The sequence below is a fragment of the Pseudogracilibacillus auburnensis genome (assembly GCF_003201975.1).
In the GTDB taxonomy this organism is placed as follows: Bacteria; Bacillota; Bacilli; order Bacillales; family Amphibacillaceae; genus Pseudogracilibacillus; species Pseudogracilibacillus auburnensis.
Window position 1 is genome coordinate 1 of record NZ_QJJQ01000031.1, and the last position, 16,612, is coordinate 16,612.

General features: G+C 34.5%; 18 protein-coding genes. 5 read left to right on the forward strand and 13 right to left on the reverse strand.

The window, feature by feature from the left end:
* The coding region (locus DFR56_RS22350) for a helix-turn-helix domain-containing protein (protein WP_146214359.1) at positions 1 to 289 on the reverse strand (289 nt) is incomplete at its 3' end.
* A 216-nt stretch (positions 290 to 505) separates the two neighbouring features.
* Positions 506 to 3,073, reverse strand: a complete 2,568-nt coding sequence (locus tag DFR56_RS22355; protein WP_110397670.1) for a vitamin B12-dependent ribonucleotide reductase — start codon at positions 3,071 to 3,073, stop codon at positions 506 to 508.
* A 305-nt stretch (positions 3,074 to 3,378) separates the two neighbouring features.
* Between DFR56_RS22355 and DFR56_RS23190 the strand changes: the two genes are divergently transcribed.
* Both DFR56_RS23190 and DFR56_RS22360 read left to right on the forward strand, forming a co-directional pair.
* Positions 3,379 to 3,522 (forward strand): hypothetical protein, encoded by a 144-nt coding sequence (locus DFR56_RS23190; RefSeq protein ID WP_207521496.1) that lies wholly within the window; start codon positions 3,379 to 3,381, stop codon positions 3,520 to 3,522.
* Between the two features lie 262 nt (positions 3,523 to 3,784).
* On the forward strand, positions 3,785 to 4,162 hold the full coding sequence (locus DFR56_RS22360; protein WP_110397671.1) for a rhodanese-like domain-containing protein: 378 nt from the start codon (positions 3,785 to 3,787) through the stop codon (positions 4,160 to 4,162).
* Positions 4,163 to 4,288: 126 nt separating this feature from the next.
* Here the strand turns inward: DFR56_RS22360 and gcvPB are convergent, their stop codons facing one another.
* The 3 genes from gcvPB to gcvT are packed head-to-tail and all read right to left on the reverse strand — an operon-like array spanning position 4,289 to position 8,213.
* Complete coding sequence (gene gcvPB / locus DFR56_RS22365) at positions 4,289 to 5,746, reverse strand: aminomethyl-transferring glycine dehydrogenase subunit GcvPB (protein ID WP_110397672.1); 1,458 nt, start codon at positions 5,744 to 5,746, stop codon at positions 4,289 to 4,291.
* Positions 5,736 to 7,085, reverse strand: a complete 1,350-nt coding sequence (gene gcvPA, locus DFR56_RS22370; protein WP_110397673.1) for an aminomethyl-transferring glycine dehydrogenase subunit GcvPA — start codon at positions 7,083 to 7,085, stop codon at positions 5,736 to 5,738. The genes gcvPB and gcvPA overlap by 11 nt, the downstream gene beginning before the upstream one ends.
* 12 nt (positions 7,086 to 7,097) lie before the next feature.
* Positions 7,098 to 8,213: a glycine cleavage system aminomethyltransferase GcvT gene (gene gcvT, locus DFR56_RS22375; protein ID WP_110397674.1), complete on the reverse strand. Its 1,116-nt coding sequence runs from the start codon at positions 8,211 to 8,213 to the stop codon at positions 7,098 to 7,100.
* A 293-nt stretch (positions 8,214 to 8,506) separates the two neighbouring features.
* Between gcvT and DFR56_RS22380 the strand changes: the two genes are divergently transcribed.
* Both DFR56_RS22380 and DFR56_RS22385 read left to right on the forward strand, forming a co-directional pair.
* Complete coding sequence (locus tag DFR56_RS22380) at positions 8,507 to 10,153, forward strand: DEAD/DEAH box helicase (RefSeq protein ID WP_110397675.1); 1,647 nt, start codon at positions 8,507 to 8,509, stop codon at positions 10,151 to 10,153.
* Positions 10,131 to 10,928 (forward strand): YqhG family protein, encoded by a 798-nt coding sequence (locus DFR56_RS22385; RefSeq protein ID WP_158525775.1) that lies wholly within the window; start codon positions 10,131 to 10,133, stop codon positions 10,926 to 10,928. The genes DFR56_RS22380 and DFR56_RS22385 overlap by 23 nt, the downstream gene beginning before the upstream one ends.
* A gap of 483 nt (positions 10,929 to 11,411) precedes the next feature.
* Here DFR56_RS22385 and DFR56_RS22390 read toward each other — a convergent pair whose 3' ends face one another.
* The 8 genes from DFR56_RS22390 to comGA form a co-directional block, all read right to left on the reverse strand.
* Positions 11,412 to 11,654 carry a DUF2626 domain-containing protein gene (locus DFR56_RS22390; RefSeq protein ID WP_110397677.1) on the reverse strand — a complete coding sequence of 81 codons (243 nt, stop codon included), beginning with the start codon at positions 11,652 to 11,654 and terminating at the stop codon, positions 11,412 to 11,414.
* A 207-nt stretch (positions 11,655 to 11,861) separates the two neighbouring features.
* Complete coding sequence (locus DFR56_RS22395; RefSeq protein WP_207521492.1) at positions 11,862 to 12,233, reverse strand: hypothetical protein; 372 nt, start codon at positions 12,231 to 12,233, stop codon at positions 11,862 to 11,864.
* Entirely contained in the window at positions 12,205 to 12,588 is a 384-nt protein-coding gene (locus DFR56_RS22400; protein ID WP_158525776.1) for a competence type IV pilus minor pilin ComGF, read from the reverse strand. The genes DFR56_RS22395 and DFR56_RS22400 overlap by 29 nt, the downstream gene beginning before the upstream one ends.
* A complete protein-coding gene (locus DFR56_RS22405) occupies positions 12,581 to 12,934 on the reverse strand; it encodes a prepilin-type N-terminal cleavage/methylation domain-containing protein (RefSeq protein WP_158525777.1) in 354 nt (117 codons plus the stop codon). Before DFR56_RS22405 ends, DFR56_RS22400 begins: the two co-directional genes overlap by 8 nt.
* A complete protein-coding gene (gene comGD / locus DFR56_RS22410; protein WP_110397681.1) occupies positions 12,921 to 13,346 on the reverse strand; it encodes a competence type IV pilus minor pilin ComGD in 426 nt (141 codons plus the stop codon). Before comGD ends, DFR56_RS22405 begins: the two co-directional genes overlap by 14 nt.
* Positions 13,343 to 13,651 carry a competence type IV pilus major pilin ComGC gene (comGC, locus tag DFR56_RS22415; RefSeq protein ID WP_110397682.1) on the reverse strand — a complete coding sequence of 103 codons (309 nt, stop codon included), beginning with the start codon at positions 13,649 to 13,651 and terminating at the stop codon, positions 13,343 to 13,345. Before comGC ends, comGD begins: the two co-directional genes overlap by 4 nt.
* A 12-nt stretch (positions 13,652 to 13,663) precedes the next feature.
* Positions 13,664 to 14,722, reverse strand: coding sequence for a competence type IV pilus assembly protein ComGB (gene comGB, locus DFR56_RS22420; protein ID WP_110397683.1), 1,059 nt, complete (start codon positions 14,720 to 14,722; stop codon positions 13,664 to 13,666).
* A complete protein-coding gene (gene comGA, locus DFR56_RS22425) occupies positions 14,679 to 15,707 on the reverse strand; it encodes a competence type IV pilus ATPase ComGA (RefSeq protein WP_110397684.1) in 1,029 nt (342 codons plus the stop codon). Before comGA ends, comGB begins: the two co-directional genes overlap by 44 nt.
* A 352-nt stretch (positions 15,708 to 16,059) precedes the next feature.
* Between comGA and DFR56_RS22430 the strand changes: the two genes are divergently transcribed.
* The gene (locus tag DFR56_RS22430; protein ID WP_110397685.1) at positions 16,060 to 16,227 is read left to right on the forward strand and encodes a YqzE family protein; all 168 of its coding nucleotides are present in this window, start codon (positions 16,060 to 16,062) and stop codon (positions 16,225 to 16,227) included.
* The last annotated feature ends 385 nt before the right edge of the window (positions 16,228 to 16,612 follow it).

Consider the following 16,612-nt stretch of genomic DNA (forward strand, 5'->3'; position numbering starts at 1 on the left):
GTTTTTTAAAGAAACGAGAAAAAGAATCAGCGAGGTTTTTCAAGGAGGACTGAAGGGCAATGCTATCAACCTCTTTTAACCACTCCGTTTCTTCTACCCTTTTCATTTTAGGAAGCATGGCAGAACATTGATTATACGATAATCCCTTTCCAGTCTCAGAGTATGTCGTATTCCATCGATGAAGGAAATGATTATACACAAATCTTGCACAGCCAATTGTTTTAGCAATTAGTTCTTCTTGGTTTCTATTGGGATAGATCCGAAATTTATAGGCTTTAAGTTTCAACATATGTTCCACCTCGTTTTTATACTTTCATTATACTTTGTGGAACGTGTGTTTGCAAATGGATTTGAGATTAGATTTATAGCTCCCGGGCGTCCATTCATCCCACGATTGAAATCGCGGGTGTTCTGGACATTTTTATAAAAAACACCCCTTTAGATAATCATATCCGCAGAGGTGTCTCTTCAAAACTTTATTTTAAACCTACATCAATTACTTTTTTTATAACCCACACTTTAGCTGTGCTCCACAACTAGTACACGTATTACATCCACCAACCTCGGCAACATGACCTTTTCTACATACTGGACAACGGTCACCTACTTCAGAACCGATCGTTACATTTGTTTTCTCTAGTTCTTGAATCGTATCCATCAGCACAATTTTTGGTTTGGCAACGACATAATCTTCTTCATTTTCGTATTCTTCCTCAAAAGAAGTTTCCTCTGCCTTTAATGTAAGCACTTGGGAATCTCGACTTCCGTCAACATAGACAGTTCCACCTTTGGCTCCACCTTTATACAGTCGCTGATAGACACTTTCAACTTGTGAAACAGTATAGCCTCTTGGCGCGTTTACCGTTTTAGAGATTGAGCTATCAATCCAACGTTGAATGACACATTGTGTATCGGCATGTGCTTCTGGACTTAATTCCATTGCCGTAATGAACCAATCTGGTAAATTGTCTGCATCTTGATCTGGATGTGCATCAAGATATTCTTGCACAATTTTTGCTTTTACTTCAATAAATTTACCTAATCGTCCACTGCGGTAATAAGAAAACGAAAAGTATGGTTCAAGCCCTGTACTTACACCAACCATCGTGCCAGTTGACCCTGTTGGTGCCACCGTTAATAAATGTGAATTTCTTATCCCATATTTAATAATATCTTCTTTAATATCAAATGGCATTTGTTTCATATAGCCTGTATTGATAAATGCTTCCCGTAATGCTCTTGTTTCTTCCTCCGTCTTTCCAATCAAATACGGAAAACTACCTTTTTCTTTGGCAATTTCAATAGATGCACGGTAAGCGGTGGTTGCAATCGTTTCAAAAATTTTATCAACTAACTCATTACCTTCTTTTGATCCATACTGTGTTTCACAATAAATGAGCAAGTCATGCAATCCCATGACACCAAGACCAACACGGCGTTCACCGAGTGCTTGCTTTTTATTGTCTTCTAGGAAATATGGCGTCGCATCAATGACATTATCCTGCATACGTACGCCTACCTTCACTGTCTCGATCAATTTATCGAAGTTCACTGTTTTCGTTTCTTTATTTGCCATTTGTGCTAAGTTAATAGCCGCTAAATTACAAACAGAATAAGGTGCAAGCGGTTGTTCTCCACACGGATTAGTCGCTACAACTTGATCCCCATACGCTTTGGCATTCGTCATATCGTTTGCATTATCAATAAAGAAAATACCAGGTTCTGCTGAATATGTAGCACAAATATTAATTAAATCCCATAATTCCTTTGCTTTTATTCTACGGTAAGTTCTGACATCAAAACCGCGTTTCTCCCACTCACGAACATCCCCAATTTGATGCCATTCTTCATTATACATTTTCATTTCCTCTGATGAGTAATTTTCTACATTCGGAAATCGTAATGCATATTCGTCATTCTGTTCAACTGCTTCCATAAATTCTTTTGTTAAACAGACAGAAATGTTTGCTCCTGTTAAAAATTCGGAATTGTGAACAGAATACGTTCCCCCAGTTTTCAACTTTTCTTCTGCTTCACGAATCGCTTCTTTTGTAAATCCACCTAATCCAGGCATGTTTTTATAATTAATAATTCCTTGGTATAAATCTTTTTCAGTTTCCGTTAAAGGTGTAAATTTTAATTTTTCATGGGCTAGTTGTTTGATTTGCTCATCTTCTGTGTTTTCGATTAAATAACGTAAAATTCTTGGATTTTGCATTTTGGAAATAATAAATTCGATGATATCGGGATGCCAGTCAGCAAGCATAATCATCTGTGCTCCCCGTCTCGAACCACCTTGTTCAACAAGATGAGTTAGTTTTGCAATGTCATCAAGCCATGAAACAGAACCAGATGATTTGCCATTTACACCTCTTGCAAGTGTATTACGTGGCCTTAAAGTCGAACCATTTGTTCCAACACCACCACCACGAGACATGATTTCCATCACCTGTTTCCGATGATCCGAAATTCCTTCACGGGAATCTTGAATATAGGGCATGACATAGCAATTAAAATAAGTAACATCTGTTTCAGAACCAGCACCATAAAGAACACGGCCAGCTGGGATAAAATTTAACTCCGCAAGTTCCTTTGTAAACTTCTTAAAGGACTCTTTTTTCTTTGCTACTGTCGATTCAACAGAGGAAAGGCCTGTAGCATTTCTCATTGCAATTTGTTCATAAAAAATTTCAAGTGGTTTATCGATTACATCTAGATCTCGCTTTACAATCCCAGTTTCAATTTCTTTTTCGTCTTCCAATACCGAACGAAATTCTTCTGCAACCTTTATTCTTGCTTGTTTGTTTTCCCAATCAATAGACTCGACAAATCCAAATCCACGCGCGGGAAATTTCGGATCAGGTTTAACAGTAAGAACGACAAAATCATCCTGTTTTAATGTTTTTTTCTCTGTATCCTTAAAGGCATAACGATCTAACATAACTAGTCTCGAAACACCTTCATGCGTCAATTGCATATCTGATGTAATCGGATGAACTTGGGGAAATAATTTTATATCCTCATTTAATGCTTGTACATTAATTTCAGTTTTGGCATGTATCGTCGTCGACAATTTAATCGCTCCTTACAAATCGTTTTAGGATAAAACGATTTAAATGATTACTACTAACATACACAAAAAGTCCTAAAAAATCAATATGTAGTCGTGAAAAAGAAATAAAAAATCTATATATTGAATTATTTGCACTTTACTCATTTTTTTGTCAATTTACTAGATGATCGTAAAACCAAGCTTTTTAGCGTATTTTCTTCTTTATTCCATACATACATTTTATTTGAACAACTAATAATAAAAATAGAAAAACAAATTTGAAATTAATCCTTTATTTTACGACTACTTCAAAAAAGAGTAAAGAGGTGTTCAACATCGAAAAAAAGCAATACGACTTCGCCAAATTATCACACGAAACAATTGAGCAAATACGTTTACTCGAAAAGCGGCTTTGTGACGAGGTAAAAGAAGAAGTCATTTTAATCGCTTACGAAAATAATAGTAAATAACCAATAAAATGAGTTCAAACAGATGCATACAAACCGCTTAGAGCAAACAATTAACCCAAAGTCAATTGAGTACTGTATCTACATCCCCTTAATTCAATGAAGACTTTTTATCAATTTCACTTTGCGAAAGTTGAGTAAATAATGTACATTTTTTCGTAGTACGTTTTCATTTTAATGTCTCATTTGAATAAACATTGTAAATTCTACTCTTTATCCTTATAATATATACTGTATACGTATAATAATTGGGGGATTTTTAGAAATGACGACATATTTGATCATTATTTTAGTTCTGTTAATCGGATTTTATATTTTTAGTTATTTTAGACAAAAAGCGTATTTAACTGTCTTAACACAGGATCAATTTATCGAAGGATATCGAAAAGCACAACTGATCGATGTGAGGGAGCCACAAGAATTTGAACGTGGTCATATTAGAGGCGCTAGAAACATTCCACTCACACAATTAAAACAAAGTTTGAATGCATTACGCTCTGATAAACCTGTTTATTTATATTGTCAAAATACTACTCGTTCTTCTAGAGCAGCTCACATTTTACGAAAAAATAAATATGAAGATATTAATATACTAAAGGGCGGCTTTAAAAAGTGGACAGGAAAAATCGATCAAAAAAAATAGTCAAAGGAAAATGAACTTCCTTTGACTTTTTTTATTGTCTGAAATGTTTTGTCGCGTTTTTGTTATTGACCAAAAATATAATCACGCGAGCCATTTTATCATCACCATAAAAAGATTCTTTTTCTTTTAAAGGTCATACTTTAATATCGGCCTTCTTGCAGCTGTCGTTTCATCCATCCTTTTTACTACTGTATGATGTGGTGCATCTTGGACAATTTCCGGGTTTAACCTAGTTTCCTCTGCAATTTGTAACATCGTGTCAATAAAAAGATCCAACGTGTCTTTTGACTCCGTTTCAGTCGGTTCAATCATTAATGCCTCTTCCACATTTAGCGGAAAATAGATGGTTGGAGGATGAAAACCATAATCGAGCAATCGTTTAGCAATATCTAATGTTCGGACACCGAGCATTTTTTGTTTTTTTCCTGACAGAACAAATTCATGTTTACAATGCTGTTTAAAAGGCAAATCATACTCTCTCGATAGTTTACGCATCATATAGTTCGCATTTAATACAGCATATTCACTCACTTTTTTCAGTCCAGTCGCTCCCATCGTTCGAATATACGTATATGCCCTCAGATTAATACCGAAATTTCCGTAATATGGCTTCACCCTGCCAATTGATTGTGGTAGATCCTCATCAAAGACGTACGTATTCCCTTGCTTTTTTATTAACGGTTTTGGTAAAAAAGGTGCTAGCTCCCCTGTCACAGCAATTGGTCCAGACCCCGGTCCCCCACCCCCATGTGGTCCTGTAAACGTTTTATGTAAATTTAAATGTACTGCATCAAATCCCATGTCACCTGGTCGTACATATCCCATAATTGCATTTAAATTTGCCCCATCATAATACAACTTTCCTCCTGCATCATGAACAATTTCCGCCATCTCCATAATTTCTGTTTCAAATAGCCCCAACGTATTTGGATTTGTCAACATTAAAGCGGCAGTGTCTTTTCCTACAGCCTTTTTTAAGTCTTCCAAATCGACTAATCCTTGTTCATTTGTTTGAATCGTTACGGATTCAAAACCAGCAACAGTTGCAGATGCTGGATTTGTTCCATGGGCTGAATCAGGAATAAGCACCTTCGTTCGATTCATATCACCATTCGCTTCATGAAAGGCCCGAATCATTAACAATGCTGTCCATTCGCCATGTGCCCCTGCTGCTGGTTGCAATGATACTTCTTCCATTCCTGTAATTTCTCGTAAATGTTTTCCAAGATCATACATCACTTCTAATGCACCTTGAACCGTTTGAGGATCTTGATATGGATGAATATAACTAAATCCATCCAGTTTTGCTATATCTTCATTAAGTTTAGGATTGTATTTCATCGTACAGGAGCCTAAAGGATAAAAACCTGAATCAATGCCAAAATTTCGGGTCGATAATCCTGTATAATGCCTAATTAATTCTAATTCACTTACTTCTGGGAGATTAGCTTTATTTTTCCTTATATAATCTTCCTCTATTTCATCGTCTAGCTTTAATTCGGGAACATCTAATGGAGGCAAACTATAACTTTTTCTCCCTTGTTTACTTCGTTCAAAAATAAGTGGATAATTTTTAGTTCTCATACAAATCCCCCAATTCTTTTACGAATAAATCTAGCTCTTCTTTTGTCTTAACTTCGGTGACGGCAACTAACATATTCCCCTCAAGCTCTGGATATGTTTTTCCTAAATCATATCCGCCAATTATGTTCTTCTTTCTCAATTTTTCATTCACTTTTTCGATAGGTTGTTTTAGATCGATAACAAATTCATTAAAAAATGCACCTGAAAATGGAATGGAGATATTTAGTTCTATTAATTTACTTTTGAGATAACGAGCTTTTTGCATATTAATGTAGGCCACTTCTCGGATTCCTTCTTGTCCTAAGGCTGTCATAGCCACTGAACTTGCCAGTGCATATAATGCTTGATTTGAACAAATATTAGAGGTAGCTTTATCCCTTCTAATATGTTGTTCACGCGCTTGTAATGTTAACACAAAACCACGTAATCCATTTTCATCTGTCGTTTGCCCAACTAATCTACCTGGCATTTTTCGCATTAGCTTTTTCGTCGTTGCAAAATACCCACAATGTGGGCCACCAAATTGGGCGGGGATGCCAAAAACTTGCGTATCGCCAACAACGATATCCGCGCCAAATTCTGCTGGAGTTGTTAAATATCCTAAAGCTAATGGATTACAAGATGTAATAAACAATGTTTTTGGATCTTTTATTAATTTTTCAATTTTTTGTAATGGTTCCATTTGACCCAAAAAGTTTGGATATTGAATAACAACGGCTGCTGTCTCTTCATCTAGCTCCTCTTCTAAAAGAGCTAAATCAGTTATTCCATTCGTTGCTTTTATTTCGACGATCTCTAACTGAAACCCACGTCCATACGTGTGAATGACTTCCCGATATTCAGGATGAACGGTTTCAGAGACGATGATCTTTTTACGCTTTGTTTGCCCATAACTTACATTGATTGCTTCCCCTAATGCTGTTCCACCGTCATAAAGTGAAGAATTAGCAACATCCATTCCTGTTATTTCACAGATCATCGATTGAAATTCGAATATTGCTTGTAATTCCCCTTGAGAAATTTCTGGCTGATATGGTGTATATGCGGTGTAAAATTCTGATCTGGATATCATATGGTGAACGACGGAAGGAATAAAATGATGATATACACCTGCTCCTAAAAAAGAACTAATGTTTTTTGTGTTCATATTTTTATTCGCAAGGTCTGTTAATTCTTTTTCTAATTCCATTTCACTTGCTGCTTGTTTTAGTTTATATGCCCTTTGTAGCCGAATATCTTCTGGTATATCAGCAAATAATTCTTCTGTTGATGTAATTCCGATCGTTTCTAACATTGCTTCTTTATCCTTTTCAGTCATTGGTAAATAACGAAAGTCCATGCATATCCTCCTTTATTTTGCCCGACGGTAAAATGGGGTTGATACAATTTTAGCTTTTAATTTCCGTTTCCGCACCTGAACCCAAATAGTATTACCTATTTCACTAAATGGTGTATTTACCAAAGCTAATCCAATGTTTTTCTTTAGTGTCGGAGAATAGGTGCCCGATGTTACTGCGCCAATAATGTTTCCATTCTCACCTATCAGTTTATAACCTGTACGTGGAATTCCTTTGTCCATCATTTCAATGCCGACCATTTTTCTTTTAGGGCCATTTTCGATTTCGCTTCGGATTATTTCCTTGCCAATAAAATTCGTATCCTTCTGCACTTTTACAGCAAAACGTAGTCCAGCTTCAATTGGTGAAATTGATTCGGTTAACTCTTGACCATAAAGTGGTAAACCTGCCTCAAACCGAAGTGTGTCCCTTGCACCTAGACCAGCTGGCTCGATGCCAACATCTTTTCCTGCTTTTAATAATAAATTCCATAATAGACGACTTTTTTCGGCATTCAGATAGATTTCAAACCCATCTTCTCCTGTATATCCTGTACGAGAAACGAGAGCTTCAGCGTGAATGTCTGGAAAATACACATGTTGCCGGAAGGTAAATGCATTGATTTCTGCAATCTTTTCATTCGTTATTCGTTGTAATACTTTTTCTGCTTCTGGTCCCTGTAGGGCAAGTAAGGCAAATGATGCAGAGTCATCTCTAATCGAAAGTTGTGTAAAACTCTCTGTATGTTTTTTTAACCATGCCAAGTCTTTTTCAAGATTGGCAGCATTTACAACTAACATATAATGATGGACATCGATCATATAAATTAAAAAATCATCGATTATTCCACCATATTCATTACACATGAGTGAATACTGCACTTTATTTGGTGTTAATTTTGCTACATCATTTGTAACTAGCTTTTGAAGAAATGCTAAACTATCCTCTCCAATTACGGTAATTTCCCCCATATGGGAAACGTCAAAAAGACTTGTTTTCGTTCTAGTCACTTCATGTTCATGCATAATGCTAGAGAATTGAACAGGTAACTCCCACCCTCCAAAATCAATCATTTTCGCTCCAAGTTGCTTATACTCCTCATATAATGGGGTGCGTTTTAATGAAATCAATTTATCCTCTCCTTATCACAAATTTTCCAAAAATGAAAACAGAGATTTCACTAAGTTATTAGGAAATCCCTGTTTTGGTAACGTTTCTTTCTGTTTGTCATGTGTGTACGATCCAGGAGTTTTCCTATTTGATGAAACACATCTTTTTTACTCGTAAACTCTCCTTGTACTTATTCACATTATATTCTCGGCAAATTTGTTCATACTAGTAGTAAGGACCATTATTTGCTATTTTTTGTATTATACCATTTATTCTTTCTGATTAAAACATCATATTCTAAAAGGGGATTACTATGTCAAATATTATTATTCAAAAAGATCAACTATTTCTTGAGCAATTGGAAGAAGCAATTGAATCAAATCAACATCTAACGAATTGGGAACAGTTTCATCTACATTATCAAATGAAAAAAGCGACAATGGTGACAGAATTTAACGAGTTAAAAGGATTATCCTATTTACCTCATATGACCTTTTTAGATCACCAAATCAACACGGTAAAAACAGTTATGGAAGATATGAATGGTCGTGCTATTTTAGCTGATGAGGTTGGACTCGGTAAAACGATCGAAGCTGGTCTTATTTTAAAAGAATATATGATAAGAGGTCTTGTGAAAAAAGCACTTCTGCTCGTTCCGGCTTCTCTTGTAAACCAATGGATTCAAGAATTACATGAAAAATTCTATATCCCTGCTGCTAGTTACCGAAAAAACTATCGTTGGAATGATTATCCAATTTTTGTCACATCGATTGATTTAGCTAAAAGAGAGCCACATCGTGAAGCAATATTAAATATTGATTATGATCTTATTATTGTAGATGAAGCACATAAATTAAAAAATCATAAAACAGTTAATTATTCTTTTGTACGTGCATTAAAGAAAAAATATTGTCTTCTACTAACAGCTACCCCAATCCAAAATAAATTGATCGAATTATTTAATTTAGTCACCATTTTAAAACCGGGATATTTAGGTAGTTATGAAACGTTTACAAAAAAATACGGAAAAATTAAAGCTGAAAAGTTACAAGACACCTATTTAAATAAATTAATTCAAAAAGTAATGGTTCGAAATCGGCGGAAAGATACGTTACTCGATGAAGTGAAACGAAATGTTCATTCCGTTTGGTTACAGTTTTCTGTTGAAGAACAAAAAGTATATGAAAAAATAAATGATTTTTTCCATGGCTTTTCATCCCTTTCAAAGATTACTTTTTTAAAAGAATTATGTTCTTCCCGGGAAGCTTGCTATTTATCGTTACAAAATAGCAAAAATGAACAAGTAAAAAGTGTAAATGAGCCATTATTAAATGACATTGCAGCATTGCCTCATCATATAAAAGCACAAAAATTAGTCGAACTCATTCAATCTTTTAAAGGGGAGAAAGTAATTGTATTTACGGAATACCGTGCGACACAATATTATTTACAATGGTATTTAGATCAGCATCATATTTCTTCTGTCGCCTTTCGTGGTGGGTTAAAAAAAGGAAGAAAAGATTGGATTAAACAATTATTTAAAAACGATAAACAAGTAATGATTGCGACTGAAGCTGGTGGAGAAGGGATTAATCTACAATTTTGCCATTACATTATTAACTATGACCTTCCTTGGAACCCTATGAGACTCGAACAACGAATCGGACGAATTCATCGATTTGGACAAAAAAATGATGTTCATATTTATAATTTTGCCATTGAAAATACGTTAGAGGAACATGTGATGAAATTACTGTATGAGAAAATTGATATTTTTGAACGGGTGATCGGTAAATTGGATAAGATTTTAGCAACACTTGAAATTAATAATGTAGAAGACGAATTTATGCAAATGGTGGAAGAATCACAAACCGTTGGAGAAATGCAAATTAAGATGGATAATTTTATTTCAATTGTCCATGACATGAGTGATGAATATGGCGAGGAAAAACATGGGTAATCCACTTAATATCGAACAATTTCTTATCCAATTTTTCACATCACATCATTGTGAAATCCAGAAACAAGAGGCTGGAAAAATGACAGTGCAACTAACGATCGACATGGATAAAGCATTAATGAATCGTCCATTTTATTGGCAATATGTTGAGTCCACAGGCAATATTGGTAAACCGAAACAATTAACTTTTATTACAGACCCCGAAAAAGCAGATGAAGGTGAATGGATCCACTTTGGCAGTCCTAGGCTGGAGCAAATATATCAATATTTAAGTAAAACGAGTAAATTTATCCATCTTTACGAAAATGTAGAAGTAATGAATAATACGATGTTGCAACCATGGCTTTTAACAAATATTTGTATTATGTACGAAGGGAAGCAAAAAAAAGAAGAACTTTTATCCATTGGGTTAAATCTAATTAATGGTACTTTCCTTTTTGATATGATGCAAAGATTGGAAAAAATACAGCTTAAACCGAAAATTTCTAATCATTGTTATACGATCTCGCCATTAATTAAAGTAAAAAGTGGTTTATTACGAATCGAAAGCTATGTGGAGTCCTATGTGAATAACATGGAGCATCAATGGGCACTTGAATCCATTCAGTTGCTAAAAGAAGAAACGATGATGATCCATCATTTTTATGAAGATAGTGAAGAGGAAACTGACATGAACAAAGAGATCGAGGAGGTAACGGCAAGGCTTCAACCACAAATAACATTCGACATTATTAATGGTGGTATCCTTTATTTAACCGAAAACTTTTCCACTTAAAAAGGTTGTTCAAAAGGCTTGTAAAAATGACCCTTCGCATTTCTTTGGCAGTAAAAAAGTTCTTACAGTAAAGGCTTTCTAAATAAGTATTTGTTTACAAAAGTGCAACATCATCTCTGACTTCGCCTAACGGCTATTTTAGGAAAGGCCGACTAAGGACAGGCTTTGCGCCTAATGTCGGCATCCCCCTATGAAGTGGCATGTTTTCTTTAGTGGCATGTTTTCTCATTGACTTGCTCTTAAGCTACTCTACTCACGTAATTAACATGCACACGCTCCATTGCCGGGAGCTACACCGCCTTGATGCGCCGCACAACGTTTACTACACCCGAGTCAGATACAAAAGTTTTACGATGGGACGAGTATTTAGCGGGGTCCTAAGATGTCAGCGATCTTAGCTGACTTCACCCCTTCTTATCCTCTGTTTTGAACACATCTTAAATGGAAAAATCCTCTACTAATAATTTAGTAGAGGATTTTTGTTTAGTGACCGAATCCAGGTACCATAATAAATTCAGAATACCATGTAAACCCAATCATAAACACTGTTAAGTACGCACCGAACAAATACATATACATTCGTTCTGAAAGATTCAGATAACTAAGTGTTAGGAAAAAAGCCGTTTGCACAAGGAATAAAACAGACGTAGTATACATTTCACCTACATAAAACATAATAGTAAAGATCCCTGTCCAAAAGGCAAGCACACGAAACATTCGATCCATGCTTTTTCCCCTCCTTTTACGTAACCTAATACAAATTCATTATAAACTACGGACATAAGAAAGTAAAGAAAACTTAGGGAGCAATCAACTCTTTTGTCAAAAAAGGTTGAAGCTAGATACAGCTTATAGGTAAGCAAGAATGTCATTCATTTTTTTAGGAATGAACAAGTCCTTCGTTCACAAATTTGCAACAAACATTTCACTTCTTCATTCGCCAACAGACATTCGATGAAAAATCATGAAGGAAAATTGATTGTTTGTCATAATGTTAAATTCCATTTCTACCAAATCGTCTGCTATCCATTCAAATGTTATGTGAACTTTTCCAGGTGGAAATTCATAATTAACTTGCCCCTTATCTTGATGATTATACCATTCATCTTTTATAAATTGTGTTTTCCCCATTTGAATCAACGTTTCAACTTCAATTTGATCAAGTAATGAACGAGTAATGTTAAGCTCGTTTTGATAAATAAAAATAGAGGTAGTAATAATCGAGAGTATAATGACAGAAACGATTAAAGCATATGGCAAATAAAAGCCTCTTTCATTAATCATAGTGGGCAATCGTTTTTTCATATGTCTCTCCTTTTACTGTTTGAACAATTATTTTTGATCCATATGGTAAAGATTCTATGGTAAGGGAAGCTATATCCCTTACGTATATTTCATGTCCTTTACCATTGACTTGTCTACGAATTAACGATGGGTAATACTCTATTTTCGCTATTTCGTTTGTTGTTAAATTGAAAAATAATTTATTATTTTCACTATAAACATTATCCGCTAATAAAGCATCATTACGTAAAAATATAAAAAACTGTTGTATAGACATATCTTCTTCAAATGAAGGTGTGTTGATATAACTAAAAAATAACGCAACGAATGGTAATGTCATCGTGATAATCATAAGTGTTAACAGGAGCTCAATCATCGTGAATCCATCGTTCTTCTCTCTTACCAAACAGGCAAAAAGTTTCTTCTTTTTGTTTAACATTTTCCCATGTAGCACATCCTTTGATTAACTCATTCTCTAGTTGAAATTCGATATTAACATGTCTTTGATTGATTGTGATAGAAACATGTTGAAGCTCTTCATTACTCCAAACCATATGTTGTAATTCATCATGAAGTTTTGAAACGATCAACCGTCTGTCTCGTAACACTTTCCTCTCCTGTTTCATTAGTGTATGAATTGGAATAATCGTTACGACGAGCATCATTAAAATACTCATCGCGACTAAAGCCTCAATAAACGTAAACGCTTTATTGTTCTTCAATATAATGTCTTCCTTTTCCTAATGGAAACACTATTTTGTATGTTGTTGTCTCATCTTCAAAACGATATGAGAATGGGCTAATAACTGTTCCACTATCATTAAATGAAATCCGATTATTTGATTTAGTTATACGTGAAATATGTTCAGGGTAATATCGTTTAATTGCCTCTTTTGTCCTGTTATTTCTAATGACATAATAATCTTCTTCAAACAAAATTCGAACATGTTGCTGTGTACCAAGAGCGCTATTTTGAATATAGAGTATATCTGCATCAAACGTAGTGAAAAATTGTTTCGTTTGTTGTTTTTTCAAAGTCGAGAAAAGCCCTGGTATTACTAGAAATGTTAATAGCGAAATAATAAATAATACAAATACTAACTCGATGAATGTAAAGCCTTTTACCTCCTTCATTCGATGCTCACAATTCCTTTTGAACTGTTATAAGTTAACGTTTTTCCATTTTGACAAGTTGTTTGTTCACTTGTAATATAATCTTCTGTTACTAAACTATTTAACGTACTAGGTAATACTCCTTGATCCAATTGGTATGCATTTACTTGTGCTTGAACTGTTGCAACAAGTGCCTCACAACCTTTTGAATGAACATCTTTACTTTTATCCGTTATATTTGGAATGATTAGGATAATCAGCACCGTAATGATCATTAAGACGATCAACATCTCTATCAGCGTGAATGCATTTTGATTTTTAAACATGTTAATTCTCCTTTACACATTTTGGATTAATTGAAACATCGGCCACATTAACGTGATATAAATGAAAATGATAAAACATGCTAATGTGACAAAAAATACTGGTTGAATAAATGTAATGATTTTTAACACTTTTTGTTCTAAATTTTCCGCTAAAAAATCAGCATATGTCGTTAAATCTTGCTCCAACGATTCCGTATTATTATTTTTTTGAAAAATTGTTGCCAATTGTTTTTCCATTAAAGATAAACTTTGTAATAAATGATCAATATAGTAGCCACTTTTCAAGCTTATAGTCATTAATTGTGCATAATAAGCTAATATTGGTAGTTTTTCTTGTTCACTCATATTTTTCAAAATATCTTTTATCGATAATCCTGCTTTTAGGAACATGCTCATATGGGTAGCAAAATAGTAGGATGTTTCCATTCTTTTAAAGGAACGATAAATTGGTAATTTTTCATAAAGCGAAATTTGTTTATCGGTTGATATTTTTCGTTTATAAAAATGCCAAAATAAACTCCCTAAAAGAACGACCATCACACAAACAATAAAGATTGTGCTCATGATGTCAATGATTAAAATTGAATATAATACGGTAGTGGAAGAATCCGAACTTGATTGGAAAAGTTCCATAAAAGAAGGTAATACAGATTGTTTAAGGAAAAGTAAGAGGAAAATAAAAACAAAAAATAAAATGATCGGATAACGAATAACTTGTGTAAATTTTTTTATATATGTTATTCGATGTTCAAACATTGAAATACTTTTATCAAGACTAGAAATTAAATTACCATTTATTCGTACAAAATATAAATAAGAAACGATCGTCCCGTGAAATTGCACATTGGCAAAAGCTTTATCAATTGGATATCCCCTTTTTAACAGAAGAATTAGTTTATCAGCGATGTGATACATCAATTTATCCCATTTCATCACCTCAAGTGCTCCAAGAAGGGAATACCCACTTTCTAGTAAGCGATGCAACCTTTTCAAAAAAAGTAGTTGTGTTTCATCCTTCACTTTTAACCTAGAAGGACGATTTATAATAAACTTCTTTAGAAATGAAGCCATAAATATAAGCCTTCTCTCTTAAATGGTTAAATGAATGAAATTTATCGAACACTGTTTGTTCATCTCCTGTAATAATTTTTTGTAAAACGTCACCATCCAACAATTCCACAATTGCTGCTCGACTAGTTGTTTTCCCATGCTTTTCGATTGGCAATAATTGAATTGCTGCTACTGCAATAAGTGTTTGACCAATTTCTACACGATTGATACCTAAATCAACTAATCGTTCAATCGTCCCTTTCGCATTTTTGGCGTGTAACGTACTTAAAACTAAATGTCCAGTTAGCGATGCTTGAAAGGCAAATTTCGCCGTTTCTTGATCCCTTATTTCACCGATCATCAACACATCTGGATCATGCCTCAAGGCAGCCTTTAGTCCTGTTTGATACGATATTCCTGCTCTATCATTTACTTCTACTTGAATGACATCCTCCAATTTTCTTTCAATCGGGTCTTCTAAGGTGATCGCCTGAAAGGACTTTTCTTGCAGCATTGATTCAAGTAAGGCGTACATTGTTGTCGTCTTCCCACACCCAGTCGGTCCGGTAAGCAAAATGATCCCTGATTGATGTCGTAGCCAACGACGCATTTTTTTAAATTGGTTGGGAAAGAGAAATAATTGTTCTAATACTGTTTTTTCTTCTTGTGGTAAAATTCGAATTGTTAAACTTTCTAAGTTCGTTAATGGAAGAGTTGATAAACGTAGGGAGAAGTTTTTCTTACTATTACTAACATATGGCAATGTGCCGTTTTGTGGTTTTCTAATCTCCCCAATGTCCATACCAGAGGAGAACTTAAAATAGGTTAGTAACAGTTCATATATGGAAGTTTTTATCGTCTTTATAAATGTGCGTGTTCCTAACAAACGGTAATAAACATTTATTTTATCTTTATTTGGAAAAGGATAGAAATGAATATCAGAGGCGTTTTTTTGACAAGCATCTTCCAGTAGCTTGTTCGCTATTGTTGCTGCTGGATTAGGCAAATTTTCACCCCCTCACATGAAGTGATATAGGTATTTATTATTATATTCGACACTATTTTATAATAGTCCTGCTATTTTTACAACTTTTTTTACTATTTCACGTATATTTTTATTTTCTTATTCAAATACTAATAACTCAACTTTCGCGGAGTGGAAGGTAGATATGGTGCTGACGTTGACTTTAGATTAACTGTTTGCCCTAAGAAGTATTTACATCTGCTCTTTTCGCAAATTATTACGCATTTGATCTAAACTGCGCAGCTTAACTTAACCAAGTGAACGGTTGGAACTCATCTTATTGTTGATGTCGAAAGTTGAGTAATAAAAAATTGATGGAAAAGATGATGGATATATGTCTCATAATGAATATGTAAAATTTATAACGGAGCAACTTGTGACGCATATGAATAAAACGAAACAAGAGCGTAAAGAAGGGAAAGTGAATAAAAATCAATCGATTTATAGTAATCGTTGGTTTGGTCTTTTTCCATTTACAATAAGATTATTGTTTAAAAAATAACCCACCTACAGTTCTAAACAATTGCAGGCGGGTTATTTTTATCGTCTAAATCAATTTGCAAAGGATTAATCCGAACAGAAATATAAATGAATGGATACCGATTCTTTCCATTACAGGTGAACGCATTCCTCAAGGCTGCTTAAACCCCACCAGTGTCATTACAAATCTTTATAGTCGTATCAATCTTGCTCGCTTTTGCTCAAGACTCATGCTATTTATTCCCTTAGCTATAAGCTACTTCTTGAATAGTGCTTTTATTTTCAAACTACAGGGCTTGAACCTCTCATGACTAAAGTCACGAGATTCTTGGGAACAAAGCATACTTGAGAGTGGTGGCATACACTACCCACAGTGGTTTCTCTTATACACCAAGCTATCTCCGCAG